This is a genomic window from Sphingomonas oligoaromativorans (assembly GCF_011762195.1).
Taxonomy (GTDB): domain Bacteria; phylum Pseudomonadota; class Alphaproteobacteria; order Sphingomonadales; family Sphingomonadaceae; genus Solisphingomonas; species Solisphingomonas oligoaromativorans.
Window position 1 is genome coordinate 153,833 of the sequence record NZ_JAASQK010000003.1, and the last position, 18,676, is coordinate 172,508.

An 18,676-nucleotide genomic window follows, 5' to 3' on the forward strand; every position below is an offset into this window, starting at 1 on the left:
GTTGTTGACGCGAACCAACTGCCCCTCTGAACAGGAGTTGCCTCATGGCTGACCACGCCCCCGCCCCCCTCGACACGCCGACCGACATCAAGAGCAACAAGGCCGCGACCGTCGCCGACGCGCTGAACGCGATCCTGGCGGACAGCTTCGCGCTGTATCTCAAGACCAAGAATTTCCACTGGCACGTCTCCGGCCCGCACTTCCGCGACTATCATCTGATGCTCGACGATCAGGCGACGCAGATCCTCGGCACCACCGACCAGATCGCCGAGCGCGTCCGCAAGACGGGCAACACCACGCTGCGCTCGATCGGCGACGTCTCGCGCCGCCAGCGCATCAAGGACAACGACAAGGATTTCGTCTCCGCCGCCGACATGCTGGCCGAGCTGCGCGAGGACAATCTCGCGCTGGTCGAGACGCTGCGCGAGGCGAAGGATATCGTCGACGAGGCGAAGGACAACGCCACCTCCGGCATCCTCGACGATTGGACCGATCTGGCCGAGGAGCGCGCCTGGTTCCTGTTCGAGGCCAGCCGCAAGGCCTGATGCAATGCTGGGGGCGCGGCGGAACGACGCCGTGCCCTCATACGTTCGGTCCTCAAGAATGATCGAGAGGACTGAAACCATGCTGAGAGCGGCCCTTCTGTTCCTGATCGCGGGCATCGTGCTGGCGGTCCTTGGATTTGGCGGCATCGGTGGCGCCTTTATCGGTATCGCCAAGATTCTGTTCTTCATCGCGATCGCGGTGTTCGTGCTGCTCCTCGTGGCGGGTCTTCTGGCCGGTCGGGGCATCGCCAATCGATTGTAACGGGGAGAGAGTGGTGTCGCGGTGCGGGCGCGTCCTTTTCGGGGGCGCGCCCGTCTTGCATCGGCTTCCCTTGCGCGCCCGCGCGGCGCATCCTTTCTGAATGCGTGCCTTCGCCAAGCTGCTGGACGGCCTCGTCTATACGCGCTCGCGCAACGCCAAGCTCAAGCTGATCGCCGACTATCTCCGTGCCACGCCCGACCCGGATCGTGGCTGGACGATGGCGGCATTGACCGGCGCGATCGACCTCAAGGCGGTGAAGCCCGCCGCGATCCGCGCGATGGTGGAGCGGCGTGTCGACGCCGCGCTGTTCGCGATGAGCCGCGATTTCGTCGGCGATCTCGCCGAGACGGTGGCGCTGATCTGGCCCAAACCCGAGGGATTCGAGCCCGAGCTGGACGACGGATCGCTCACCGTCTCCGCCGTCATCGGGCGGCTGGAGGCGGCGCCCCGCGCCCGTGCGCCGGACGAGCTGGCGGCGATGCTCGACCATCTCGATTCGTCCGGCCGCTATGCGCTCATCAAGCTCGCCACCGGCGCGCTCAGGGTCGGCATCTCGGCGCGGCTCGCCAAGACGGCGCTGGCGCAGGCCTTCGGGCTCGACGTCGATCAGGTGGAGGAGCTGTGGCACGGCCTCGCGCCACCCTATGCGCCGCTGTTCGACTGGGCCGAGGGGCGCGGCGAGCGGCCCGTGCCCGAGAATCTGCCCGTCTTCCGGCCCTTCATGCTGGCGCATCCGCTGGAAGGCGGGGCGGTCGACCTCGCCGATTATGCGGCCGAATGGAAGTGGGACGGTATCCGCGTCCAGATCGTCGGCATCGGCGGGGCCGTGCGACTCTATAGCCGCGCGGGCGACGACATCACCGCGACCTTTCCCGATGTGGCGGCCGCCTTTCCGGGGACGGGCGTGCTTGACGGCGAGTTGCTCGTGCGCGGCGAGGCGCAGGGCGGGGCCGGGCATGGCGGCGGCGCGGCGAGCTTCAACGCGCTCCAGCAGCGACTGGGCCGCAAGCAGGTCAGCGCGAAGATGCAGGCGGATTATCCGGCCTTCGTCCGCCTCTACGACATCCTTTTCGACGGCGCGGAAGACCTGCGCGCGCTCTCGTGGACGGAACGCCGGGAGCGGCTGGAATCGTTCGTCGAGCGCCTGCCGCCCGCCCGCTTTGATCTCTCCGCGCTGATCGCGGCGGCGGATTTCGAGGCGCTCGCGGACATCCGCCTCGGCGCGCGCGACGCCGCGATAGAAGGCGTGATGCTCAAGCGCCGCGACAGCCCCTATGTCGCCGGGCGGCGCGCGGGGCTCTGGTACAAATGGAAGCGCGATCCGCTCGTGGCGGACTGCGTGATGATGTACGCCCAGCGCGGCCATGGGAAGCGATCGAGCTTCTATTCGGACTACAGCTTTGGGTGCTGGACCGCCCCGCCCGAGGAGGGCGGCGAGTTGCTGCCGGTGGGCAAGGCCTATTCGGGCTTCACCGACGAGGAGCTGAAGGCGCTCGACCGTTTCGTGCGCAACCACACCGTCCAGCGATTCGGCCCCGTGCGCGAGGTGGACAAGACGCTGGTGCTGGAAGTCGCCTTCGACTCGATCCATGAATCGAAACGGCACAAGTCCGGCCTCGCCATGCGCTTTCCCCGCATCCGCCGCATTCGCGCCGACAAGCCGGCCGCCGAGGCCGATCTGATTGCGGCCTTGCGACGGATGATCGCCTGACGCCCCGCGAAACCTTGCCCCGAATCATATTCGCTGCTAGGGCGCGCCCTTTCCCGGCGTGGGTCAGCCACGACGGGCCTTTTTCGACGCGCTGTCGTGGTTCTGCGGGGCAGGAGGCCCCGGTCCCCACGCGGCGCTGCTGGAGATAGACGGGTTTATGCAGATCATCGTTCGCGACAACAATGTCGACCAGGCGCTCCGGGCCCTCAAGAAGAAGCTCCAGCGCGAGGGCGTGTATCGCGAGATGAAGCTGCGCCGTCACTATGAGAAGCCCTCGGAGAAGCGTGCGCGTGAGCGCGCCGCCGCCATCCGCCGCGCCCGCAAGCTCGAGCGCAAGCGCGCGGAGCGTGACGGCGTTCGGTGAGACAATGCGCCGGGGCGGTTGACCCGCCCCGCTGCTTCTGTCTCTGGACGCGGCGCGCATCACCGGGCAGAAGCCCGGCCTAACGCCTGTCCTTATCCGAGCGAGGTCGCCTATGTCCAAAGTCACCGCCGTTCCCCTGCGTCCCGTCGCCAAGGGAACGCTGACCAAGCTGTGGCTGGGCGTAGGCGTCGCCGTCGTGATCGGCGCGGGCGTGGCCTGGGCCGGCACCTACCGGCAGGTCGCGATGGGCGAATCGCCCACCGCCTTCCTCGCCGCCAACGCCAAGAAGCATGGCGTCGTCACCACGCCGTCGGGCCTCGAATATCAGGTTCTGGCGGAAGGCCAGGGCGCGAAGGCCGGGCCGCAGGACATCGTCCTGATCGATTATGACGGCAAGCTGCTCAACGGCCAGACCTTCGATTCGACGGCGCAGCACGGCCAGCCGGCGGTGATGCCGGTCGCGGGCTCGATCCCCGGCTTCAGCGAGGGTCTCCAGCTCATGAACCGCGGCGCGCGCTATCGCTTCTGGATTCCGCCGCAGCTCGCTTATGGCGAGCAGGGCGCGGGGGACGGGGTGATCCCGCCGAACAGCGTGCTCCAGTTCGATGTGTCGCTGCGCGAGATCGCGCCGCAGCAGCCGGGCTATGGTCAGGCGGGCATGAGCGGTCCGGGCGGCCAGCCCTGATCGGTCTCTGATCCGAGCCACTCGAAACGGCGCCCTGCCATCCGGCAGCGGCGCCGTTTTCGTATCTAGCGTTCCTGCTCGGGATCGAGGCCGGAGCGGCGCTCCAGCGCCACCTTGGTCATCGCCACGATCGGATCGGCGAACATCAGTCCGAGGATGCCGAACAAGGCGCCGAGCAGGAGCTGCATCCCCAGCACCAGCGCCGGCGCCAGATCGACCGAGCGGCGCGCCACCATCGGCACCACCACATAGCCGTCGAAGATCTGCACCATCGCATAGACGCCGATGGCGAGCAGGCCGGTGTCGGTGCCGGCCGAGAAACCGACGAGGATGGTCAGCACGCCCGACACGATCGCGCCGATATTGGGGAGGAAGGCGAGGATGCCGGTGATGAGGCCGAGCAGGCCGGCCATCGGCACGCCGACCAGCGTGAGCGCGATCCAGATGAAGAAGCCCTCCACCGCCATGCCCAGCAGCCGGCCCGCCATCAGCCGGCGCAGCGTGCGGGCCATGTCGGTGGTGGCGTCGTAGAAGCCTTCGCGCTGGTCGATCGGCAGCATCCAGGCGAGGCCGCGCTCGTAGATGCGCGGCTCGGCGGCGATGAACAGGCCGAGCACGACGATCATCGCGAGGCTGGAGACGGCGCCGAGCGCGGTGCCGACGGCACTGGTGAGCTGGCCGAGCGAACCCATGAGCTGGCGGCCGATATCCTCCGCCGGGCCGCCCCTGGGCATCAGGCCGAGCTGGCTCGCCCAGCCCTGGATACGCTGGAGCTGGGTGGTGACGACGGCCTTCAGCGCCTCGAACTGGCCGACCAGCTCGACGCCGGCATACCAGACCACGCCGATCAGGAAGAGCAGCGCGAACAGCGCGACGATGGCGATGCGCAGCCCCCGGCTGATCGGGAGCACCCGGCCGATGAGGCGGGCACCGCCGTCCAGCATGGCGGCGAACACCATGCCGCCGACGATCAGCAGCAGCGGCTGCGCCAGCACATAAGTGAGCACCACCGCAAGCACGACCGACACCCACACGATCGCGCGCTTGAGTTCGGCCCGCGTCAGCGGGTCACGCATCTCGACAGGGCCGGGCGCCTCGACATGGGGTGGGTTCGAGGGCACCCGGCGCGGCATCAATGCCGGGCCGGGGCGGCGATGGCCGGGTGGAGGTTGGTCCCCGCCCGTCCGCCGCGCAGCGCGGTGAACCAGCTCAGCGGGTTCCAGATCTCGGACGTGCCGTCGAGCGAGAAGGTGATGAACTCCGCGCGGCCGCCGAGATTCTCCCACGGAACCGGCCCACCGAGCCCGCCTTCCTCGATCGGATAGCGGCTGTCGGCCGATTCATCGCGATTGTCGCCCATCACGAACACCTGGCCGGGGCCGACGGTGACGGGGCCGTAATCGTCGCCCGAACCGGGGATATAGCCCATGTCCACCGTGTCGTAGCTGCGGCCCGACGGCAGCGTCTCGCGGAAGATCGGCAACGCGCAGTAGAGCTTGCCGTCCTTGCCGGTGATGCGGTGCGCGGCTTCGAGGCCGCGATCGCACGGCACGTTGGCGTCGACCGGGATCATCGCGGCCGGACGCCCGACGCGCGGGATCGGCTTGCCGTTCAGCCACACCACGCCCTCGCGCACCTCGATCGTGTCGCCGGGCAGGCCGATGACGCGCTTGATGTAATCGCTGCTCTCGCCCGGAGGCGTGAGGATCACGACGTCGCCGCGCTGGGGCATATGGCCGAACAGGCGGCCGTGGATGAAGGGCAGGACATGGAAGCTGGGCGACACATAGCTCCAGCCATAGGGATATTTGGTCACCACCAGCCGGTCGCCCTTGATGAGCGTCGGCATCATCGATTCGCTGGGGATGTAGAAGGGCTTGGCGATGAAGCACCAGAAGGCCAGCACGCCCAGCACCAGCCACAGGATGCCGCGCCCTTCGGCGGCCCAGTCGGTGTCCTGCTTGGCGGGGGCGGTGGTGGCGGGCGCTTCGGCCTCGGTGTCGCTCAACTCAGCTATCCTCATTTCGCGCCGGATGTGATCGGCAGCGCCTCGATGATGACGAAGGCCTGCGCCCAGGGATGGTCGTCGGTCATCGTCAGATGCACAGACGCGGCGTGGCCCGCCGGGATCAGCGCGTCAAGCCTCGCCTTGGCGCCGCCGGTCAGCGCCAGCGTCGGCGCGCCCGAGGGCAGGTTCACCACGCCGATGTCGCGGAGGAACACGCCCTGCTTGAATCCGGTTCCCACCGCCTTGCTGAATGCCTCCTTGGCGGCGAAGCGCTTGGCGTAGGTGGCGGCGCGCGTGAGGGTGCGGCGCTCGGCCTTGGCCTGCTCGCGCTCCGTGAAGCAGCGCTGGATGAAGCGCTCGCCAAAGCGATCCAGCGAGTTCTGGATGCGCTCGATGTTGCAGAGATCGGAGCCGATACCGACGATCACCGCGCGACGTCCATGGCGGCGCGCATCTCGCGGATCGCGGCGTCGAGGCCGATGAAGATCGCCTCGCCGATCAGGTAATGGCCGATGTTCAGCTCCGCGATCTGCGGGATCGCCGCGACCGGGCCGACATTCGCCGTGGTGAGGCCGTGGCCGGCATGGGGCTCGATGCCGTTCTTGGCGGCGAGCGCGACGGCATCCGTCAGGCGGCGGAGTTCCGGCGCGCGATCGGCCTCGGCGAGATGGGCATAGGCGCCGGTGTGGAACTCGACCACCGGCGCGCCGAGCCTCACCGCCGCCTCGATCTGGGCGGGGGTGGGCTCGATGAACAGGCTGACGCGGATGCCGGCGTTGCGGAGCTTCGCCACGATCGGGGTGAGCGTCTCGATCTGGCCGGCGGCGTCGAGGCCGCCTTCGGTGGTGCGCTCCTCGCGCCGCTCGGGGACGATGCAGGCGGCGTGGGGGCGATGGCGGAGCGCGATCGCCAGCATCTCCCCGGTCGCGGCCATCTCCAGGTTGAGCGGCAGCGCGATCTCGGCGCGGAGGCGGGCGATATCGTCGTCGGTGATGTGGCGGCGATCCTCGCGCAGATGCGCGGTGATGCCGTCGGCGCCGGCGGCGGCCGCGATATGGGCGGCGCGCAGCGGATCGGGATGGCCGCCGCCCCGCGCGTTGCGGATGGTGGCGACATGATCGATGTTGACGCCCAGCCTCAGTCTTGCGGTCATGCCCTGCACCCTATCGTCGACAGCATTTCATACGCGAAGCCCTTGGCCTGCCAAACCTCGCCGAAATCGAAATCGCCCCGCCGCGTGAAGAGGACAAGGGCTCGCTTCGTTTCGGGCAGGATAAAGTTTCTAATCTGAACGCCGCCGATCTGCCCCCGGCGCTCGACCACCGAGACGGGGGCGGGGCAGCCGGCGAGCGGGGCTTCATATTGCCATTGCCCCAGGGCGGCGGCGCCGAGGCCGGGGTCGCCCTTCCACATCTCGGCGGTCGCGGCCTCGCCGAGCAGCCTGTGATCGAGCAGCGCCCGGTCGAAGGCATAGAGCGCCAGCGGCGATCCATAGAGCGCACCGGCCGCGCCATAGCTGCCGAGATTGCCGATATCTTCGGGCCTGCCCGGTGCGGCGAGGCCGAGGACGTGGCGCACCGGCGGGCGCTCGGGATCGAACAGGCCGATGGCGAGGCCGAGCGGCCGGGCGATCCGCTCCTCCACCAGCGTGGCGAAACTCCGCCCTGTGGTCCGCTCCAGCAGCGCGCCCAGCACGATGAAGTCGCAATTGTTGTAGCGATAGGAGACGCCCGGTTCGGCGCGGGGATGCTCGGCGCAGAAATGGGTGGCTTCATAGGCCATGCCGCCCTGGCCGGCAGGCGGGCGATAAAAGGCCGGCAGCCCGTCGGGCAGGGTTGGTCCGGTCTGGTTGGGATCGGCCAGCCCGCTGGTGTGGCGGAGCAGGTCGCGGATCGTGATGCGATCGGAGAAGACCTGCGGCCAGTCCGGCCAGGTGGCCGTCACCGGCTGGTCGAGATCGAGTCGGCCGGCCTCGACCTCCTGCATCGCGATGGTGGCGGTGATCTGCTTGGTGACCGACGCCCAGCGCCAGATCGCATCGGCGCGGTTGGGGATGCCCTTCGCGGCAAGCCCCGTGGCGATCACGGTATCGGGCTTGTCCGCACCGCCGGCGATCGCGATGCCGTTGAAATGGGCCTCCGCGATCAGCCGGTCGAGCGGTTGGCGCGGCGCGGGGGCCGCCGCCAGCAATGCGAGCGCCAGGACGCTCGCGACGGGTTTCACGCGGCGGCCCGGCTGCCGGGCTTGATCGCGGGGATGGCGGCCAGTTCGGCCGGCAGCGAGTCGGGGGAATAGGTCGGCACTTCCATGGTGACGAGCGCGCTCAGCGGCACGCCGATGTCGGCCTTGCCGCCCGAGCGATCGACCAGGCAGGCCGCCGCGATCACGCGGCCGCCGGCGGCCTCGATCGCCTTGATCGCCTCGCGCGAGGAGAGGCCGGTGGTGATGACGTCCTCCATCATCAGCACCTTCTGGCCCGGCTCCAGCGCGAAGCCGCGGCGCAGCTCGAAGGTGCCGGTCGGGCGTTCGACGAACATCGCCTCGACGCCCATCGCGCGCGCCATCTCATAGCCCGCGATCACGCCGCCCATCGCCGGCGACACGACGGCCGAGACGCCGGCATGGACGGCGGGCGTCAGCCGCGAGGCCAGCTCGGCGCACAGGCGCGCGGCGCGCTTCGGGTCCATCAGCACGCGGGCGCACTGGAGATAAGTGGGGCTTCGAAGGCCCGACGACAGAATGAAATGCCCGTCCAGCAGGGCATGGGCCGCGCGGAATTCCGCCAGCACTTCGTCGTCCGTCATAATCGCCTCTATCGTCAACCAGCCCCCGGATGGCGGCCTGATAGGCGTGCGGAGCCTGCGCATCAATGGTGCTGTGGCGGTTCGCAGTCCCGCTTTGTTTCGCATTTATTTGGCAGGACCGGCGCTTGAGGGTTGGAAAACCGCTGTTATAACGGTCTCGAATGGTCGTTGCAGGGCTTACTGTCCGCGGCAGTCCATCGCGGGAAGAGGGGTGACATGACGAGGGTGAAGTCAAAGCTCATCGCGGTCGGTCTGGGGGTCTTGGCGCTGACGGGCGCCGCATCGGCGCAAGCGCCGGCACCAGCGGCGGCAACAGCATCTCCCACGGCAACGGCGACCGCGCCGGCCTCAGGACAGGCGCCGCAGATCCTCTCTTCGGCCAACGCACCGGCACCCGCTCCCGCCGCCACGGCGACTCAGCCGGCAGCGGAGCCCGGCAAGACGCCGATCCCCGAATTCTACGGCCCGACGCCGGGCATCGGCCAGCCGACCGACCAGATCGCCCTCCAGACCCAGGTGACCGACCTCGGCAAGTTCGCCGCCTGGATGCACAACACCGTGCTGATGCCGATCATCAGCGTCATCTGCCTGCTGGTGCTGGGCCTGCTGCTGTGGGTGGCGGTGCGCTACAATCGCCGCGCCAACGCGGTGCCTTCGCGGACATCGCACAACACCGTGATCGAGATCATCTGGACGGTGATGCCGGTGCTGATCCTGCTGGTGATCGCGGTGCCGTCGATCAAGCTGCTCGCGGCGCAATATTCGACGCCCAAGCCGGATATCACGGTGAAGGTGATCGGGCACCAGTGGTACTGGTCCTATCAATATCCCGACAACGGCGATTTCGAGGTCGTCTCCAACATCCTCAAGGACGACGAGGACAAGAAGCGCGGCGAACCCCGCCAGCTTGGCGTCGACGCCCGCATGGTGGTGCCGGCGGGCGCCGTGGTGAAGGTCATCACCACGTCCGACGACGTGATCCACTCCTTCGCGGTGCCGGCCTTCTGGATCAAGATGGACGCGGTGCCTGGCCGCCTCAACGAAACCTGGTTCAAGGTGGATCGCCCCGGCCTCTATTACGGCCAGTGCTCGGAACTGTGCGGCGCGCGGCACGGCTATATGCCGATCGCGGTCGAGGTGGTGACCAAGCAGCAGTTCGCCCAGTGGGTGGCGGCCAATGGCGGCACGCTGAAGGGCCAGCCGAAGAGCCCGGATGCGACGGCCAACTCGCCGATCAGCAACCCGCCGGCGGCGACGGCCTCGCCGACGCCGATGGCGGGCGCACCCTCCACCCCAACCGAGAATGCGACCGCCGCGGCCCAGCCCGCGACGACGGTCGCCACGACGAACTGAGGCGAGGATCATGACCGACACGACGGCCAACGCCCATTTCTTCCAGCACGAAGAAGGCCATGGGCATCATGACGCCCATCACAAGCCAGGCTTCTTCTCGCGCTGGTTCCTGTCGACCAACCACAAGGATATCGGCACGCTCTATCTGATCTTCGCGATCACCGCGGGGATCATCGGCGGCGCGATCTCGGGCATGATGCGCGCCGAGCTGGCCCATCCGGGCATCCAGTATCTGCCCGCCATGGCGCATTTCTTCCACGAGCCCGCCGGCAACGACGCGGCGCTCCATTTCTGGAACGTGATGGTGACGGCGCACGGCCTCATCATGGTGTTCTTCATGGTGATGCCGGCGATGATCGGCGGCTTCGGCAACTGGTTCGTGCCGATCATGATCGGCGCGCCGGACATGGCCTTCCCGCGCATGAACAATGTCAGCTTCTGGCTGATCGTGCCGTCCTTCACACTGCTTCTGGGCTCGCTGTTCGTAAGCGGAGGCACGGCCAATGGCGCGGGGACGGGGTGGACGCTCTATGCGCCGCTCTCGACATCGGGGTCCGCCGGGCCATCGGTCGACATGGTGATCCTGTCGCTCCATCTCGCGGGCGCCTCGTCGATTCTCGGCGCGATCAACTTCATCACCACCATCTTCAACATGCGCGCGCCGGGCATGACGCTGCACAAGATGCCGCTCTTCGCCTGGTCGGTGCTGGTGACGGCCTTCCTGCTGCTGCTGGCGCTGCCGGTGCTGGCCGCTGCCATCACCATGCTGCTGACCGATCGTAATTTCGGCACGACCTTCTTCGATGCGTCGGGCGGTGGCGATCCGATCCTCTACCAGCATCTGTTCTGGTTCTTCGGGCATCCCGAGGTCTACATCATGATCCTGCCGGGCTTCGGCATGATCTCCCACATCATCGCGACCTTCTCGAAGAAGCCGGTGTTCGGCTATCTCGGCATGGCCTATGCGATGGTCGCGATCGGTGTGGTCGGCTTCGTCGTGTGGGCGCACCACATGTATACGACCGGCCTCGACGTGAACACGAAGATGTACTTCACCGCCGCGACGATGGTGATCGCGGTGCCGACCGGCATCAAGATCTTCTCCTGGATCGCGACGATGTGGGGCGGCTCGATCGACTTCAGGGTGCCGATGGTGTGGGCGCTGGGCTTCATCTTCATGTTCACCGTCGGCGGCGTGACCGGCGTGGTGCTCGCCAATGGCGGCATCGATAACTATTTCCAGGACACCTATTACGTCGTCGCCCACTTCCACTATGTGCTGTCGTTGGGCGCGGTGTTCTCGCTGTTCGCGGGCTTCTATTACTGGTTCCCCAAGATGTCGGGGAAGATGTACAGCGAGCTGCTCGGCCACCTGCATTTCTGGATATTCTTCATCGGCGTGAACATGCTGTTCTTCCCGATGCACTTCCTCGGCGCGCAGGGGATGCCGCGGCGTTACCCGGATTACCCGGATGCTTTCGCCAAGTGGAACGGCGTCGCCAGCCATGGCTATGAGGTGATGGCCGTCGGCATGATGATCTTCTTCGTCAACGTGATCTACACGTTCGCGGCGGGAAAGAAGGCGCCGGCCAATCCCTGGGGCGAAGGCGCCACCACGCTGGAGTGGACGCTGCCGAGCCCGCCGCCCTATCACCAGTTCGAGACGCTCCCGAGGATCGACTGATCCTTCGGGTGCGCCCGATTCCACAGCAGGGCGGATTTCTGCTAAGGGCCGCGCCCGGGATGGGGACTCATTCCGGGTGACGGCATTTACGATGAAGGACCGAATGGCGACTGCGCCTATCGACGCCCCTGCTGCGGGGCTACCAGCCGACTGGCGCGACTTCTGGGCGCTGACCAAGCCGCGTGTGATGACGCTGGTGGTGTTCACGGGGCTATGCGGGCTGCTGATCGCGCCGGGGCATATCCATCCGGTGCTGGCGTTCACCGCGATCCTGTGCATCGCCATGGGCGCGGGCGCGGCGGCGGCGCTCAACCAGTGGTATGAGGCCGATCTCGACGCCAAGATGAAACGCACCCGCAACCGGCCTCTGCCGGCGGGGCGCATGGAGCGGCAGGCGGCGCTGCATTTCGGCGTCGGGCTGGGCGCCTTCTCGGTGGTGCTGATGGGGCTGGCGGTGAACCTGCTGGCGGCCGCGATCCTCACCGTGTCGATCCTCTTCTATGTGCTGATCTACACCGTCTGGCTGAAGCGCCGGACGCCGCAGAACATCGTCATCGGCGGGGCGGCCGGCGCCTTCCCGGCGCTGATCGGCTGGGCGGCGGTGACGGGACGGGTGGATCTGCTGCCGGTGCTGCTGTTCCTGCTCGTCTTCCTGTGGACGCCGCCGCATTTCTGGGCGCTGTCGCTGTTCGTGAATTCGGATTATGCGGCCGCCGGCGTGCCGATGATGTCGGTGGTGGCGGGCACCAGGGCGACGCGGCTCCAGGCCTTTCTCTACACGCTGCCGATGGTGGCCGTCGCGATCCTGCCATGGCCGCTGGGGCTTGCCGGGCCGATCTATGGCGTGGCCGCGGCGGTGCTCAACGCGATCTTCCTGATGCTGGCCATCCGCGTCGGCTTCAGCCGCGAGGAAGACCCCGCGCTGATGAAGGCCGAACGGCGGCTGTTCGCTTATTCGATCCTCTATCTGTTCGCGAGCTTCGGCGTGCTGGTGGTCGACAGGCTGTGGTTCGCCTGATGGCCCAGCCCGATCCCACCCCGGCCGACGACGAGGCGATCCGCAAGCGGCAGCGGTCGCGCTCGATCGTGACCGCGCTGATCCTGTTCGCGCTGGTCGTCCTGTTCTACGCGATCAGCATCGCGAAGATGCTATGAGGAGAGCGGGGTGAGCGTCTCGCGCAATCTCCGCACCGGCCTGATCGCGGGCGCCGTCGCCTGCTCGATGGTCGGCGTGGGGTTTGCCGCGGTGCCGCTCTACCGTATCTTCTGCCAGAAGACCGGCTTCGGCGGCACCGCCCGCATCGAGGAGGGGGCGAAGGCGCCGGGCTCAACCGGCCGCATCGTCACCGTCCGCTTCGACGCCAATGTCAGCCCCGCGCTCGGCTGGCGCTTCGAGCCCGAGCAGAAGACCGAGCGCGTGGCGATCGGCGCCCGCCAGCTCGCCTTCTTCAACGCCACCAACCTCACCGACAAGCCGGTGACGGGTTCGGCCGCCTTCAACATCTCGCCGGATCAGAGCGCGCAATATTTCGTCAAGGTGCAGTGCTTCTGCTTCACCCAGCAGACGCTCCAGCCCGGCGAGACGCAGCGTATGCCGGTGGTGTTCTACATCGACCCCCAATTCCTCAAGGATCGCGACGATCAGGGGGTCAGCGAAATCACGCTTTCCTACACATTCTATCCTGTGGACCAGAAGCCCAGCGATAGCTAAGCTCAGGATGAATCAGGCCGAATAGAGCCGGAAACAAGGGATGCAGCGATGGCCGGTGCGAAGAACCACGACTATCATATCTTGCCCCCGAGCCCCTGGCCGTTGCTGACAGCCTTCTCGGCGTTGGTGCTGGCTTCCGGCTTCGTCATGTATCTTCACTCCGTCCCCTACGGCACGCTGATCGCGCCGGCGGGGTTTCTGCTTGTGCTGTTCTGCATGGCGAGCTGGTGGGTGGATGTGGTGAAGGAGGCCCATGCCGGCGATCACACGCCGGTCGTGCAGCTTCATCTGCGCTACGGCATGATCCTGTTCATCGCCTCGGAGGTGATGTTCTTCCTCGGCTGGTTCTGGGCCTTCTTCGACGCCTCGCTCTTCCCCAAGGCGGTGGAAGCGGTCGGCGGCGTGTGGCCGCCCAAGGGGATCACGCCGCTCAATCCGTTCCAGCTCCCGCTGCTCAACACGATGATCCTGCTGTGCTCGGGCACGACCGTCACCTGGGCGCACCACGCGCTGATCCATGGCGACCGCAGGGGCCTGAAGCAGGGGCTGTGGTGTACGATCGCGCTGGGCCTGGCGTTCTCGTCGATCCAGGCGTGGGAATATATCCACGCGCCCTTCGCCTTTAAGGGCAACATCTTCGGCGCGACCTTCTTCATGGCGACCGGCTTCCACGGCTTCCATGTGATCGTCGGCACCATCTTCCTCGCGGTCTGCCAGTTCCGCGCCTATCGGGGCGACTTCACGCCGCGCCAGCATTTCGGCTTCGAGGCGGCGGCCTGGTACTGGCACTTCGTCGACGTGGTGTGGCTGTTCCTGTTCATCTCGATCTATGTCTGGGGTGGCTGGGGCGCGACCTACGCGAGCTGACGACCCCGCGATGCCCAGGAATGAAGGGCGGGGGCGGAGGCTTCCGCCCTTCATTCCGCCCCGGAGAATGCCGCGATGACGGGCGCGCCCGAGATCGACCCGCCGGCTTCGCCTCCGCCCGCGATCGTGGAGGCGGGGCTGAAGGGGCTCTGTCCGCGCTGCGGTGCGCCGACGCTGTTCGCCGGCATGATCCGCTTCGCGTCGCGATGCCGGGCCTGCGGGCTCGATTATGACGCCTTCAATGTCGGCGACGGCCCGGCGGCGTTGTTGACGCTCGTCATCGGCGCGCTGGTCTCCATCGGCGCGATCACGCTGGAACTGACCGCCCATCCGCCGGTCTGGGTGCATGTCCTGCTGTGGCCGCCCATCACGATCGGGCTGGTGATCGGGGCGCTGCGCGTCGCAAAGGGGATGCTGATCGCGTCCGAATATCGTCATCGTGCCCGTGAGGGGCGTATCGTCGAAGATCGGGCCGAGCGATGAGCGACCGTCTGCGCCTGCCCGTGCTGCCCACGCTGCTCGTCGCGCTGGCGGTGGCGGCGATGGTGGCGCTCGGCGTCTGGCAGATCGGGCGGCTGCACCAGAAGGAGACGCTGCTCGCCGAATATGCCGCCGCGGCCGGCAAGCCGGTGGTGGCCTTCCCGCGCATCCCGACCGACCGGGCCTTGCTGTTCCGCCATGCCGAGGCCTTCTGCCTGCAACCGGTCGGCTGGCGCGCGAGCGCGGGGCGCAACCGCGCGGGCGAGCCCGGTTGGCGGCACGTCGCCGACTGCCGCACCGGCGCCGAGGGGCCGGGCATCGCGGTCGACATGGGCTGGTCCAAGGATTCCGGCGCGCCCGCCCAGTGGAAGGGCGGAGAGGTTCGCGGCGTGATCGGCCCCGATCATGACGGCCAGGTGCTGCTCGTGTCGGACGAGCCCGCGCCCGGCCTCCAGCCCAGCGCGCCGCCGAGCCTGGACGAGATCCCCAACAATCATTTCGCCTATGCGGTGCAGTGGTTCCTGTTCGCGGGCGTGGCGGTGGTCATCTATGGCATCGCGCTCCGGCGCCGGCGGCCGCCTGCCGCTTCCTGACAAGGGTCATCTGCGGCGGCGACAAGTCTTGTTTGCTTGCCGCCCCGGCCCCCGACGTTTAAGCCGCCGGGCCATATGCGCTATATCAGCACCCGAGGGCGCGCTCCCGCGCTCGGCTTCGAAGCCGCCACGCTCACCGGTCTTGCCTCCGATGGCGGCCTGTATGTCCCCGAAAACTGGCCGACGCTGACGCGCGCCCAGATCGAGGCACTGGCCGGCCTCTCTTATGCCGAGACGGCGGTGCGGATTCTCACGCCCTTCGTCGGCGAGGCGCTGAGCGAGGCGGAGCTGCGCGCGCTGTGCGAGGCGGCTTATGGCCGCTTCAGCCATGCCGGCGTGACGCCGCTCACGCAGCTCGACGAGCGCCATTTCCTGCTGGAGCTGTTCCACGGGCCGACGCTGGCCTTCAAGGATGTGGCGCTCCAGCTTCTCGGCCTGCTGTTCGAGCGCTTCCTGTCGAAGGGCGACCAGCATCTCACCATCGTCGGCGCGACTTCGGGCGATACCGGATCGGCGGCGATCGAGGCGGTGGCCAACCGCGCGCATGTCGACATCTTCATGCTGCACCCCAAGGGCCGCGTCTCCGACGTGCAGCGCCGGCAGATGACGACGGTGCTCGCGTCCAACGTCCACAACATCGCCATCGAGGGCGATTTCGACCAGGCGCAGGCGCTGGTGAAGCAGATGTTCGGCGACAGGGATTTCGCCGGCCGCTTCCAGCTTTCTGCGGTGAACTCGATCAACTGGGCGCGGCTCGCGGCGCAGATCGTCTATTATTTCTACACGGCCGTCCGCCTCGGCGCGCCGCATCGCGCGGTTGCCTTCTCGGTGCCGACCGGCAATTTCGGCGACGTGTTCGCGGGCTATGTGGCGAGCCGCATGGGGCTTCCCGTGGCGCGGCTGATCGTCGCGACCAACGTCAACGACATCCTCCACCGCGCACTGTCGGCAGGCGATTACTCGACCGGCACCGTCTCGCCCACCGCGACGCCGTCGATGGACATCCAGGTCAGCTCCAATTTCGAGCGGCTGCTGTTCGATCTGCACGGTCGCGATGGCGCTGCGCTGTCGGCGGCGATGCAGGGCTTCGAGCGGGATCGCACGATGACGCTCGCCACCGGAATGCGCGATCGCGCGGCGGCCGATTTCGCGAGCGCCCGCGTCGATCATGCCGCGATGACGGAGGCGATGCGCTGGGCGCATGGCGCGGCGGGGCAGGTGATCGATCCGCACACCGCGATCGGGCTCGCCGCCGCGCGCACCGCCGATCTGCCGGCCGACGTGCCGGTGGTCACGCTGGCGACGGCGCATCCGGCCAAGTTCGGCGATGCGGTGGAGGCGGCGACCGGTGTCCGCCCGGCGCTCCCTGAGCGGATTGCGGGGCTGATGGAGAAGGAGGAGCGCTGCGCCGTCCTCCCCGCCAGCTTCGACGCCATCACCGGCTATATCGCCGAGCGGGCGGTCGCGCGCGGATGACCGCGAAGCTCCACCGTCTGCCCAACGGGCTGACCGTCGCGATCGACCCGATGCCCGGTGTCGAGACGCTGGCGGTCGGCCTCTATGCCGATGTCGGCAGCCGGTCCGAGCCCGCGCATCTCACCGGCCTCGCTCACATGGTCGAGCATATGGTGTTCAAGGGCGCGGGCGAGCGGAGCGCGCGCGCGATCGCGGAAGCCGCCGAGGATGTCGGCGGCCAGCTCAACGCCTGGACCTCGCGCGACACCACCGTCTTCCATGCCCGCCTGTTGCCGGACGATCTGGCGCTGGGCGTGGGCCTCATCGCCGATCTGGTGCGCGGCCCCCATTTCTCGGCCGAGGAGCTGGAGCGCGAGAAGCAGGTCGTGCTCGCCGAACTGGGCGAATCGCGTGACACGCCGGACGACATCATCTTCGATCATCTCTCGGCCGCCGCCTATCAGGGGCAGACCTATGGCCGCCCCGTGCTGGGCGACGAGACCAGCATCGCCGCGATCGACGTGGCGGCGCTGCGCCGCTGGCTGGAGGAGCAATATCGTCCGTCCGGCCTGATCCTCGCCGCTGCCGGCAAGGTCGACGAGGATGCGCTGCTCAAGCTCGCGGAATCGCGCTTCGGCGATCTCGCGGCGGGTCGCCCGCCGGTGTTCGAGCCCGCGCGTTTCACCAGCGGCGTCGTCACCGACGCGCGGCGCTTCGATCAGGTCCACATCGCCTTCGCCCATCCCGGCGTCGATCAGCGCCATGACGATGTCTATGCGCTCAACCTCTTCGCGAGTGCGGTCGGCGGCGGCATGTCGTCGCGGCTGTTCCAGGAGGTGCGCGAGGAGCGGGGGCTGGCTTACTCCATCTATGCGTGGAGCGCGGCCTCTGCCGACACCGGGCAGCTCGGCGTCTATTGCGCGGCGGCCAAGGCGGAGGCGCCGCGTGCCTTCGCGCTCTCGCGCGAGGTGCTGGCCCGCTCCGCCGACGATCTCGCGGAGGTCGAGCTTCAGCGTGCCAAGGCGCAGGCCAAGGCCGGCCTGCTGATGGGCCTCGAATCGGTGCAGTCGCGCTGCGATCATCTGGCGCGGCAGGTGCAGGTGCAGGGCCGCATCGTCCCCGTCGCCGAGACGGTGGCGCAGATCGATGGCGTCGATCTCGCACAGGCGCGTCAGGCGGGGGCGACGGCGCTCTCCGGCGGCCTCGCGACCGCCAGCGTCGGCGGCAAGCTCGCCCGCGTGGCGTGAACGGATATCCGGTGAAGCTCGATACCCTCATCACCGAACCCTGGGCCGATTACGGGCTCGTCGATTCTGGCCATGGCCGCAAGCTGGAGCGTTATGGCCGCTTCCGCTTCGTCCGCCCCGAGCCGCAGGCGATGTGGGCGCCGGCGTCCGACGAGTGGAAGCATGACGGCGAGTTCGTCGGCGCTTCCGACGAGGAGGGCGGCGGCCGCTGGCATCTCGGCCGCAACGTACCCAAGGACTGGCCGCTCGGCTGGCAGGATGTGAAATTCCACGCCGCCAACACCAATTTCCGCCACCTCGCCTTCTTCCCCGACATGGCGCCGCAATGGGCGTGGATGCGGGATAGGGTGGCCGAGGGCGACGAGGTGATGAACCTGTTCGGCTATACCGGCGTCGGCTCGCTGGCTCTGGCGGCCAAGGGCGCGCGCGTCACCCATGTCGATGCGTCGAAGAAGTCGGTCGAGAACGGCAAGGCCAACGCGGTGCTGTCCGGCATGGCCGACAAGCCGATCCGCTGGATGATCGACGATGCCGTCAAGTTCACCGCGCGCGAGGTGCGCCGCGAGCGGACCTACGCCGGCATCATGCTCGATCCGCCCAAGTTCGGGCGCGGGCCGACCGGCGAGACATGGCGTCTGGAGGAGGGGCTCCCCGGCCTGATCGCCGATTGCGTGAAGCTGCTGACGCCTGAGTCGAAGTTCCTCGTGCTGACCGCCTATGCGGTGCGCATGTCGGCGCTGGCGATCGCGGAGCTTCTGCGGCAGGCGACCGCCCCGCTCGGCGGGCGGGTCGAGGCCGGCGAGATGGCGGTGCGCGAGGAGGCGCGCGGCCTGCTGCTCCCCACCGCCATCTTCGCCCGCTGGACGCGGGACTGATCGCCGCTTCCCGCCCGTCATCCCGGCGGAAG

General features: G+C 68.0%; 22 protein-coding genes. 16 read left to right on the forward strand and 6 right to left on the reverse strand.

All coding sequences use genetic code 11. From position 1 onward, the window contains the following. Window positions 1-44 precede the first annotated feature (44 nt). From FHS98_RS07130 to FHS98_RS07150, 5 genes are all read left to right on the forward strand, one after another. Entirely contained in the window at window positions 45-545 is a 501-nt protein-coding gene (locus FHS98_RS07130) for a Dps family protein (RefSeq protein WP_167102179.1), read from the forward strand. Between the two features lie 79 nt (window positions 546-624). After that, complete coding sequence (locus tag FHS98_RS07135; RefSeq protein WP_019834010.1) at window positions 625-807, forward strand: DUF1328 family protein; 183 nt, start codon at window positions 625-627, stop codon at window positions 805-807. Window positions 808-907: 100 nt separating this feature from the next. Beyond that, the gene (locus FHS98_RS07140; RefSeq protein WP_167102181.1) at window positions 908-2,518 is read left to right on the forward strand and encodes a cisplatin damage response ATP-dependent DNA ligase; all 1,611 of its coding nucleotides are present in this window, start codon (window positions 908-910) and stop codon (window positions 2,516-2,518) included. A gap of 157 nt (window positions 2,519-2,675) precedes the next feature. Further along, on the forward strand, window positions 2,676-2,882 hold the full coding sequence (gene rpsU / locus FHS98_RS07145) for a 30S ribosomal protein S21 (protein WP_010126124.1): 207 nt from the start codon (window positions 2,676-2,678) through the stop codon (window positions 2,880-2,882). 112 nt (window positions 2,883-2,994) lie between these two features. Continuing rightward, complete coding sequence (locus FHS98_RS07150; protein ID WP_167102184.1) at window positions 2,995-3,567, forward strand: FKBP-type peptidyl-prolyl cis-trans isomerase; 573 nt, start codon at window positions 2,995-2,997, stop codon at window positions 3,565-3,567. Between the two features lie 65 nt (window positions 3,568-3,632). Here the strand turns inward: FHS98_RS07150 and FHS98_RS07155 are convergent, their stop codons facing one another. The 6 genes from FHS98_RS07155 to pyrE are packed head-to-tail and all read right to left on the reverse strand — an operon-like array spanning window position 3,633 to window position 8,379. Beyond that, window positions 3,633-4,700, reverse strand: a complete 1,068-nt coding sequence (locus FHS98_RS07155; RefSeq protein WP_167102187.1) for an AI-2E family transporter — start codon at window positions 4,698-4,700, stop codon at window positions 3,633-3,635. Beyond that, complete coding sequence (gene lepB, locus FHS98_RS07160) at window positions 4,700-5,590, reverse strand: signal peptidase I (protein WP_167102190.1); 891 nt, start codon at window positions 5,588-5,590, stop codon at window positions 4,700-4,702. The genes FHS98_RS07155 and lepB overlap by 1 nt, the downstream gene beginning before the upstream one ends. Beyond that, on the reverse strand, window positions 5,587-6,003 hold the full coding sequence (acpS, locus tag FHS98_RS07165) for a holo-ACP synthase (RefSeq protein WP_167102193.1): 417 nt from the start codon (window positions 6,001-6,003) through the stop codon (window positions 5,587-5,589). Before acpS ends, lepB begins: the two co-directional genes overlap by 4 nt. Then, entirely contained in the window at window positions 6,000-6,728 is a 729-nt protein-coding gene (locus FHS98_RS07170) for a pyridoxine 5'-phosphate synthase (protein ID WP_167102196.1), read from the reverse strand. The genes acpS and FHS98_RS07170 overlap by 4 nt, the downstream gene beginning before the upstream one ends. Then, complete coding sequence (locus tag FHS98_RS07175; protein WP_167102199.1) at window positions 6,725-7,798, reverse strand: serine hydrolase; 1,074 nt, start codon at window positions 7,796-7,798, stop codon at window positions 6,725-6,727. The genes FHS98_RS07170 and FHS98_RS07175 overlap by 4 nt, the downstream gene beginning before the upstream one ends. Continuing rightward, complete coding sequence (pyrE, locus tag FHS98_RS07180; RefSeq protein ID WP_167102202.1) at window positions 7,795-8,379, reverse strand: orotate phosphoribosyltransferase; 585 nt, start codon at window positions 8,377-8,379, stop codon at window positions 7,795-7,797. The genes FHS98_RS07175 and pyrE overlap by 4 nt, the downstream gene beginning before the upstream one ends. 216 nt (window positions 8,380-8,595) lie before the next feature. On the opposite strand from pyrE, the gene coxB reads away from it, so the two are divergent. The 11 genes from coxB to FHS98_RS07235 all read left to right on the forward strand — a co-directional run bounded on the left by coxB (window position 8,596) and on the right by FHS98_RS07235 (window position 18,644). After that, complete coding sequence (coxB, locus tag FHS98_RS07185) at window positions 8,596-9,732, forward strand: cytochrome c oxidase subunit II (RefSeq protein ID WP_167102205.1); 1,137 nt, start codon at window positions 8,596-8,598, stop codon at window positions 9,730-9,732. Between the two features lie 10 nt (window positions 9,733-9,742). Next, window positions 9,743-11,416 (forward strand): cytochrome c oxidase subunit I, encoded by a 1,674-nt coding sequence (ctaD, locus tag FHS98_RS07190; protein ID WP_167102208.1) that lies wholly within the window; start codon window positions 9,743-9,745, stop codon window positions 11,414-11,416. Window positions 11,417-11,519: 103 nt separating this feature from the next. Next, window positions 11,520-12,434 (forward strand): heme o synthase, encoded by a 915-nt coding sequence (locus FHS98_RS07195; RefSeq protein ID WP_167102211.1) that lies wholly within the window; start codon window positions 11,520-11,522, stop codon window positions 12,432-12,434. After that, complete coding sequence (locus FHS98_RS07200) at window positions 12,434-12,571, forward strand: hypothetical protein (protein WP_167102214.1); 138 nt, start codon at window positions 12,434-12,436, stop codon at window positions 12,569-12,571. Before FHS98_RS07195 ends, FHS98_RS07200 begins: the two co-directional genes overlap by 1 nt. Before the next feature lie 10 nt (window positions 12,572-12,581). Continuing rightward, window positions 12,582-13,127 carry a cytochrome c oxidase assembly protein gene (locus FHS98_RS07205; RefSeq protein ID WP_019833997.1) on the forward strand — a complete coding sequence of 182 codons (546 nt, stop codon included), beginning with the start codon at window positions 12,582-12,584 and terminating at the stop codon, window positions 13,125-13,127. 48 nt (window positions 13,128-13,175) lie between these two features. Beyond that, window positions 13,176-13,994 (forward strand): cytochrome c oxidase subunit 3, encoded by an 819-nt coding sequence (locus tag FHS98_RS07210; protein WP_167102216.1) that lies wholly within the window; start codon window positions 13,176-13,178, stop codon window positions 13,992-13,994. Window positions 13,995-14,069: 75 nt separating this feature from the next. Beyond that, window positions 14,070-14,477, forward strand: coding sequence for a DUF983 domain-containing protein (locus tag FHS98_RS07215; protein ID WP_167102219.1), 408 nt, complete (start codon window positions 14,070-14,072; stop codon window positions 14,475-14,477). Next, the gene (locus tag FHS98_RS07220) at window positions 14,474-15,067 is read left to right on the forward strand and encodes an SURF1 family protein (protein ID WP_167102222.1); all 594 of its coding nucleotides are present in this window, start codon (window positions 14,474-14,476) and stop codon (window positions 15,065-15,067) included. Before FHS98_RS07215 ends, FHS98_RS07220 begins: the two co-directional genes overlap by 4 nt. Before the next feature lie 75 nt (window positions 15,068-15,142). Then, on the forward strand, window positions 15,143-16,543 hold the full coding sequence (gene thrC, locus FHS98_RS07225; protein WP_167102225.1) for a threonine synthase: 1,401 nt from the start codon (window positions 15,143-15,145) through the stop codon (window positions 16,541-16,543). Next, window positions 16,540-17,769: a M16 family metallopeptidase gene (locus FHS98_RS07230; RefSeq protein WP_167102228.1), complete on the forward strand. Its 1,230-nt coding sequence runs from the start codon at window positions 16,540-16,542 to the stop codon at window positions 17,767-17,769. The genes thrC and FHS98_RS07230 overlap by 4 nt, the downstream gene beginning before the upstream one ends. Before the next feature lie 11 nt (window positions 17,770-17,780). After that, on the forward strand, window positions 17,781-18,644 hold the full coding sequence (locus tag FHS98_RS07235; protein WP_167102231.1) for a class I SAM-dependent methyltransferase: 864 nt from the start codon (window positions 17,781-17,783) through the stop codon (window positions 18,642-18,644). Window positions 18,645-18,676 lie beyond the last annotated feature (32 nt).

Excerpts from the sequence above, each read along its gene's own strand:
- FHS98_RS07130 (WP_167102179.1), top strand. The coding sequence starts at position 45 with ATGGCTGACCACGCCCCCGCCCCCCTCGACACGCCGACCGACATCAAG.
- FHS98_RS07135 (WP_019834010.1), top strand. The coding sequence starts at position 625 with ATGCTGAGAGCGGCCCTTCTGTTCCTGATCGCGGGCATCGTGCTGGCG.
- FHS98_RS07140 (WP_167102181.1), top strand. The coding sequence starts at position 908 with ATGCGTGCCTTCGCCAAGCTGCTGGACGGCCTCGTCTATACGCGCTCG.
- rpsU (WP_010126124.1), top strand. The coding sequence starts at position 2,676 with ATGCAGATCATCGTTCGCGACAACAATGTCGACCAGGCGCTCCGGGCC.
- FHS98_RS07150 (WP_167102184.1), top strand. The coding sequence starts at position 2,995 with ATGTCCAAAGTCACCGCCGTTCCCCTGCGTCCCGTCGCCAAGGGAACG.
- FHS98_RS07155 (WP_167102187.1), bottom strand. The coding sequence starts at position 4,700 with ATGCCGCGCCGGGTGCCCTCGAACCCACCCCATGTCGAGGCGCCCGGC.
- lepB (WP_167102190.1), bottom strand. The coding sequence starts at position 5,590 with ATGAGGATAGCTGAGTTGAGCGACACCGAGGCCGAAGCGCCCGCCACC.
- FHS98_RS07170 (WP_167102196.1), bottom strand. The coding sequence starts at position 6,728 with ATGACCGCAAGACTGAGGCTGGGCGTCAACATCGATCATGTCGCCACC.
- pyrE (WP_167102202.1), bottom strand. The coding sequence starts at position 8,379 with ATGACGGACGACGAAGTGCTGGCGGAATTCCGCGCGGCCCATGCCCTG.
- coxB (WP_167102205.1), top strand. The coding sequence starts at position 8,596 with ATGACGAGGGTGAAGTCAAAGCTCATCGCGGTCGGTCTGGGGGTCTTG.
- ctaD (WP_167102208.1), top strand. The coding sequence starts at position 9,743 with ATGACCGACACGACGGCCAACGCCCATTTCTTCCAGCACGAAGAAGGC.
- FHS98_RS07195 (WP_167102211.1), top strand. The coding sequence starts at position 11,520 with ATGGCGACTGCGCCTATCGACGCCCCTGCTGCGGGGCTACCAGCCGAC.
- FHS98_RS07200 (WP_167102214.1), top strand. The coding sequence starts at position 12,434 with ATGGCCCAGCCCGATCCCACCCCGGCCGACGACGAGGCGATCCGCAAG.
- FHS98_RS07210 (WP_167102216.1), top strand. The coding sequence starts at position 13,176 with ATGGCCGGTGCGAAGAACCACGACTATCATATCTTGCCCCCGAGCCCC.
- FHS98_RS07215 (WP_167102219.1), top strand. The coding sequence starts at position 14,070 with ATGACGGGCGCGCCCGAGATCGACCCGCCGGCTTCGCCTCCGCCCGCG.
- FHS98_RS07220 (WP_167102222.1), top strand. The coding sequence starts at position 14,474 with ATGAGCGACCGTCTGCGCCTGCCCGTGCTGCCCACGCTGCTCGTCGCG.
- thrC (WP_167102225.1), top strand. The coding sequence starts at position 15,143 with ATGCGCTATATCAGCACCCGAGGGCGCGCTCCCGCGCTCGGCTTCGAA.
- FHS98_RS07230 (WP_167102228.1), top strand. The coding sequence starts at position 16,540 with ATGACCGCGAAGCTCCACCGTCTGCCCAACGGGCTGACCGTCGCGATC.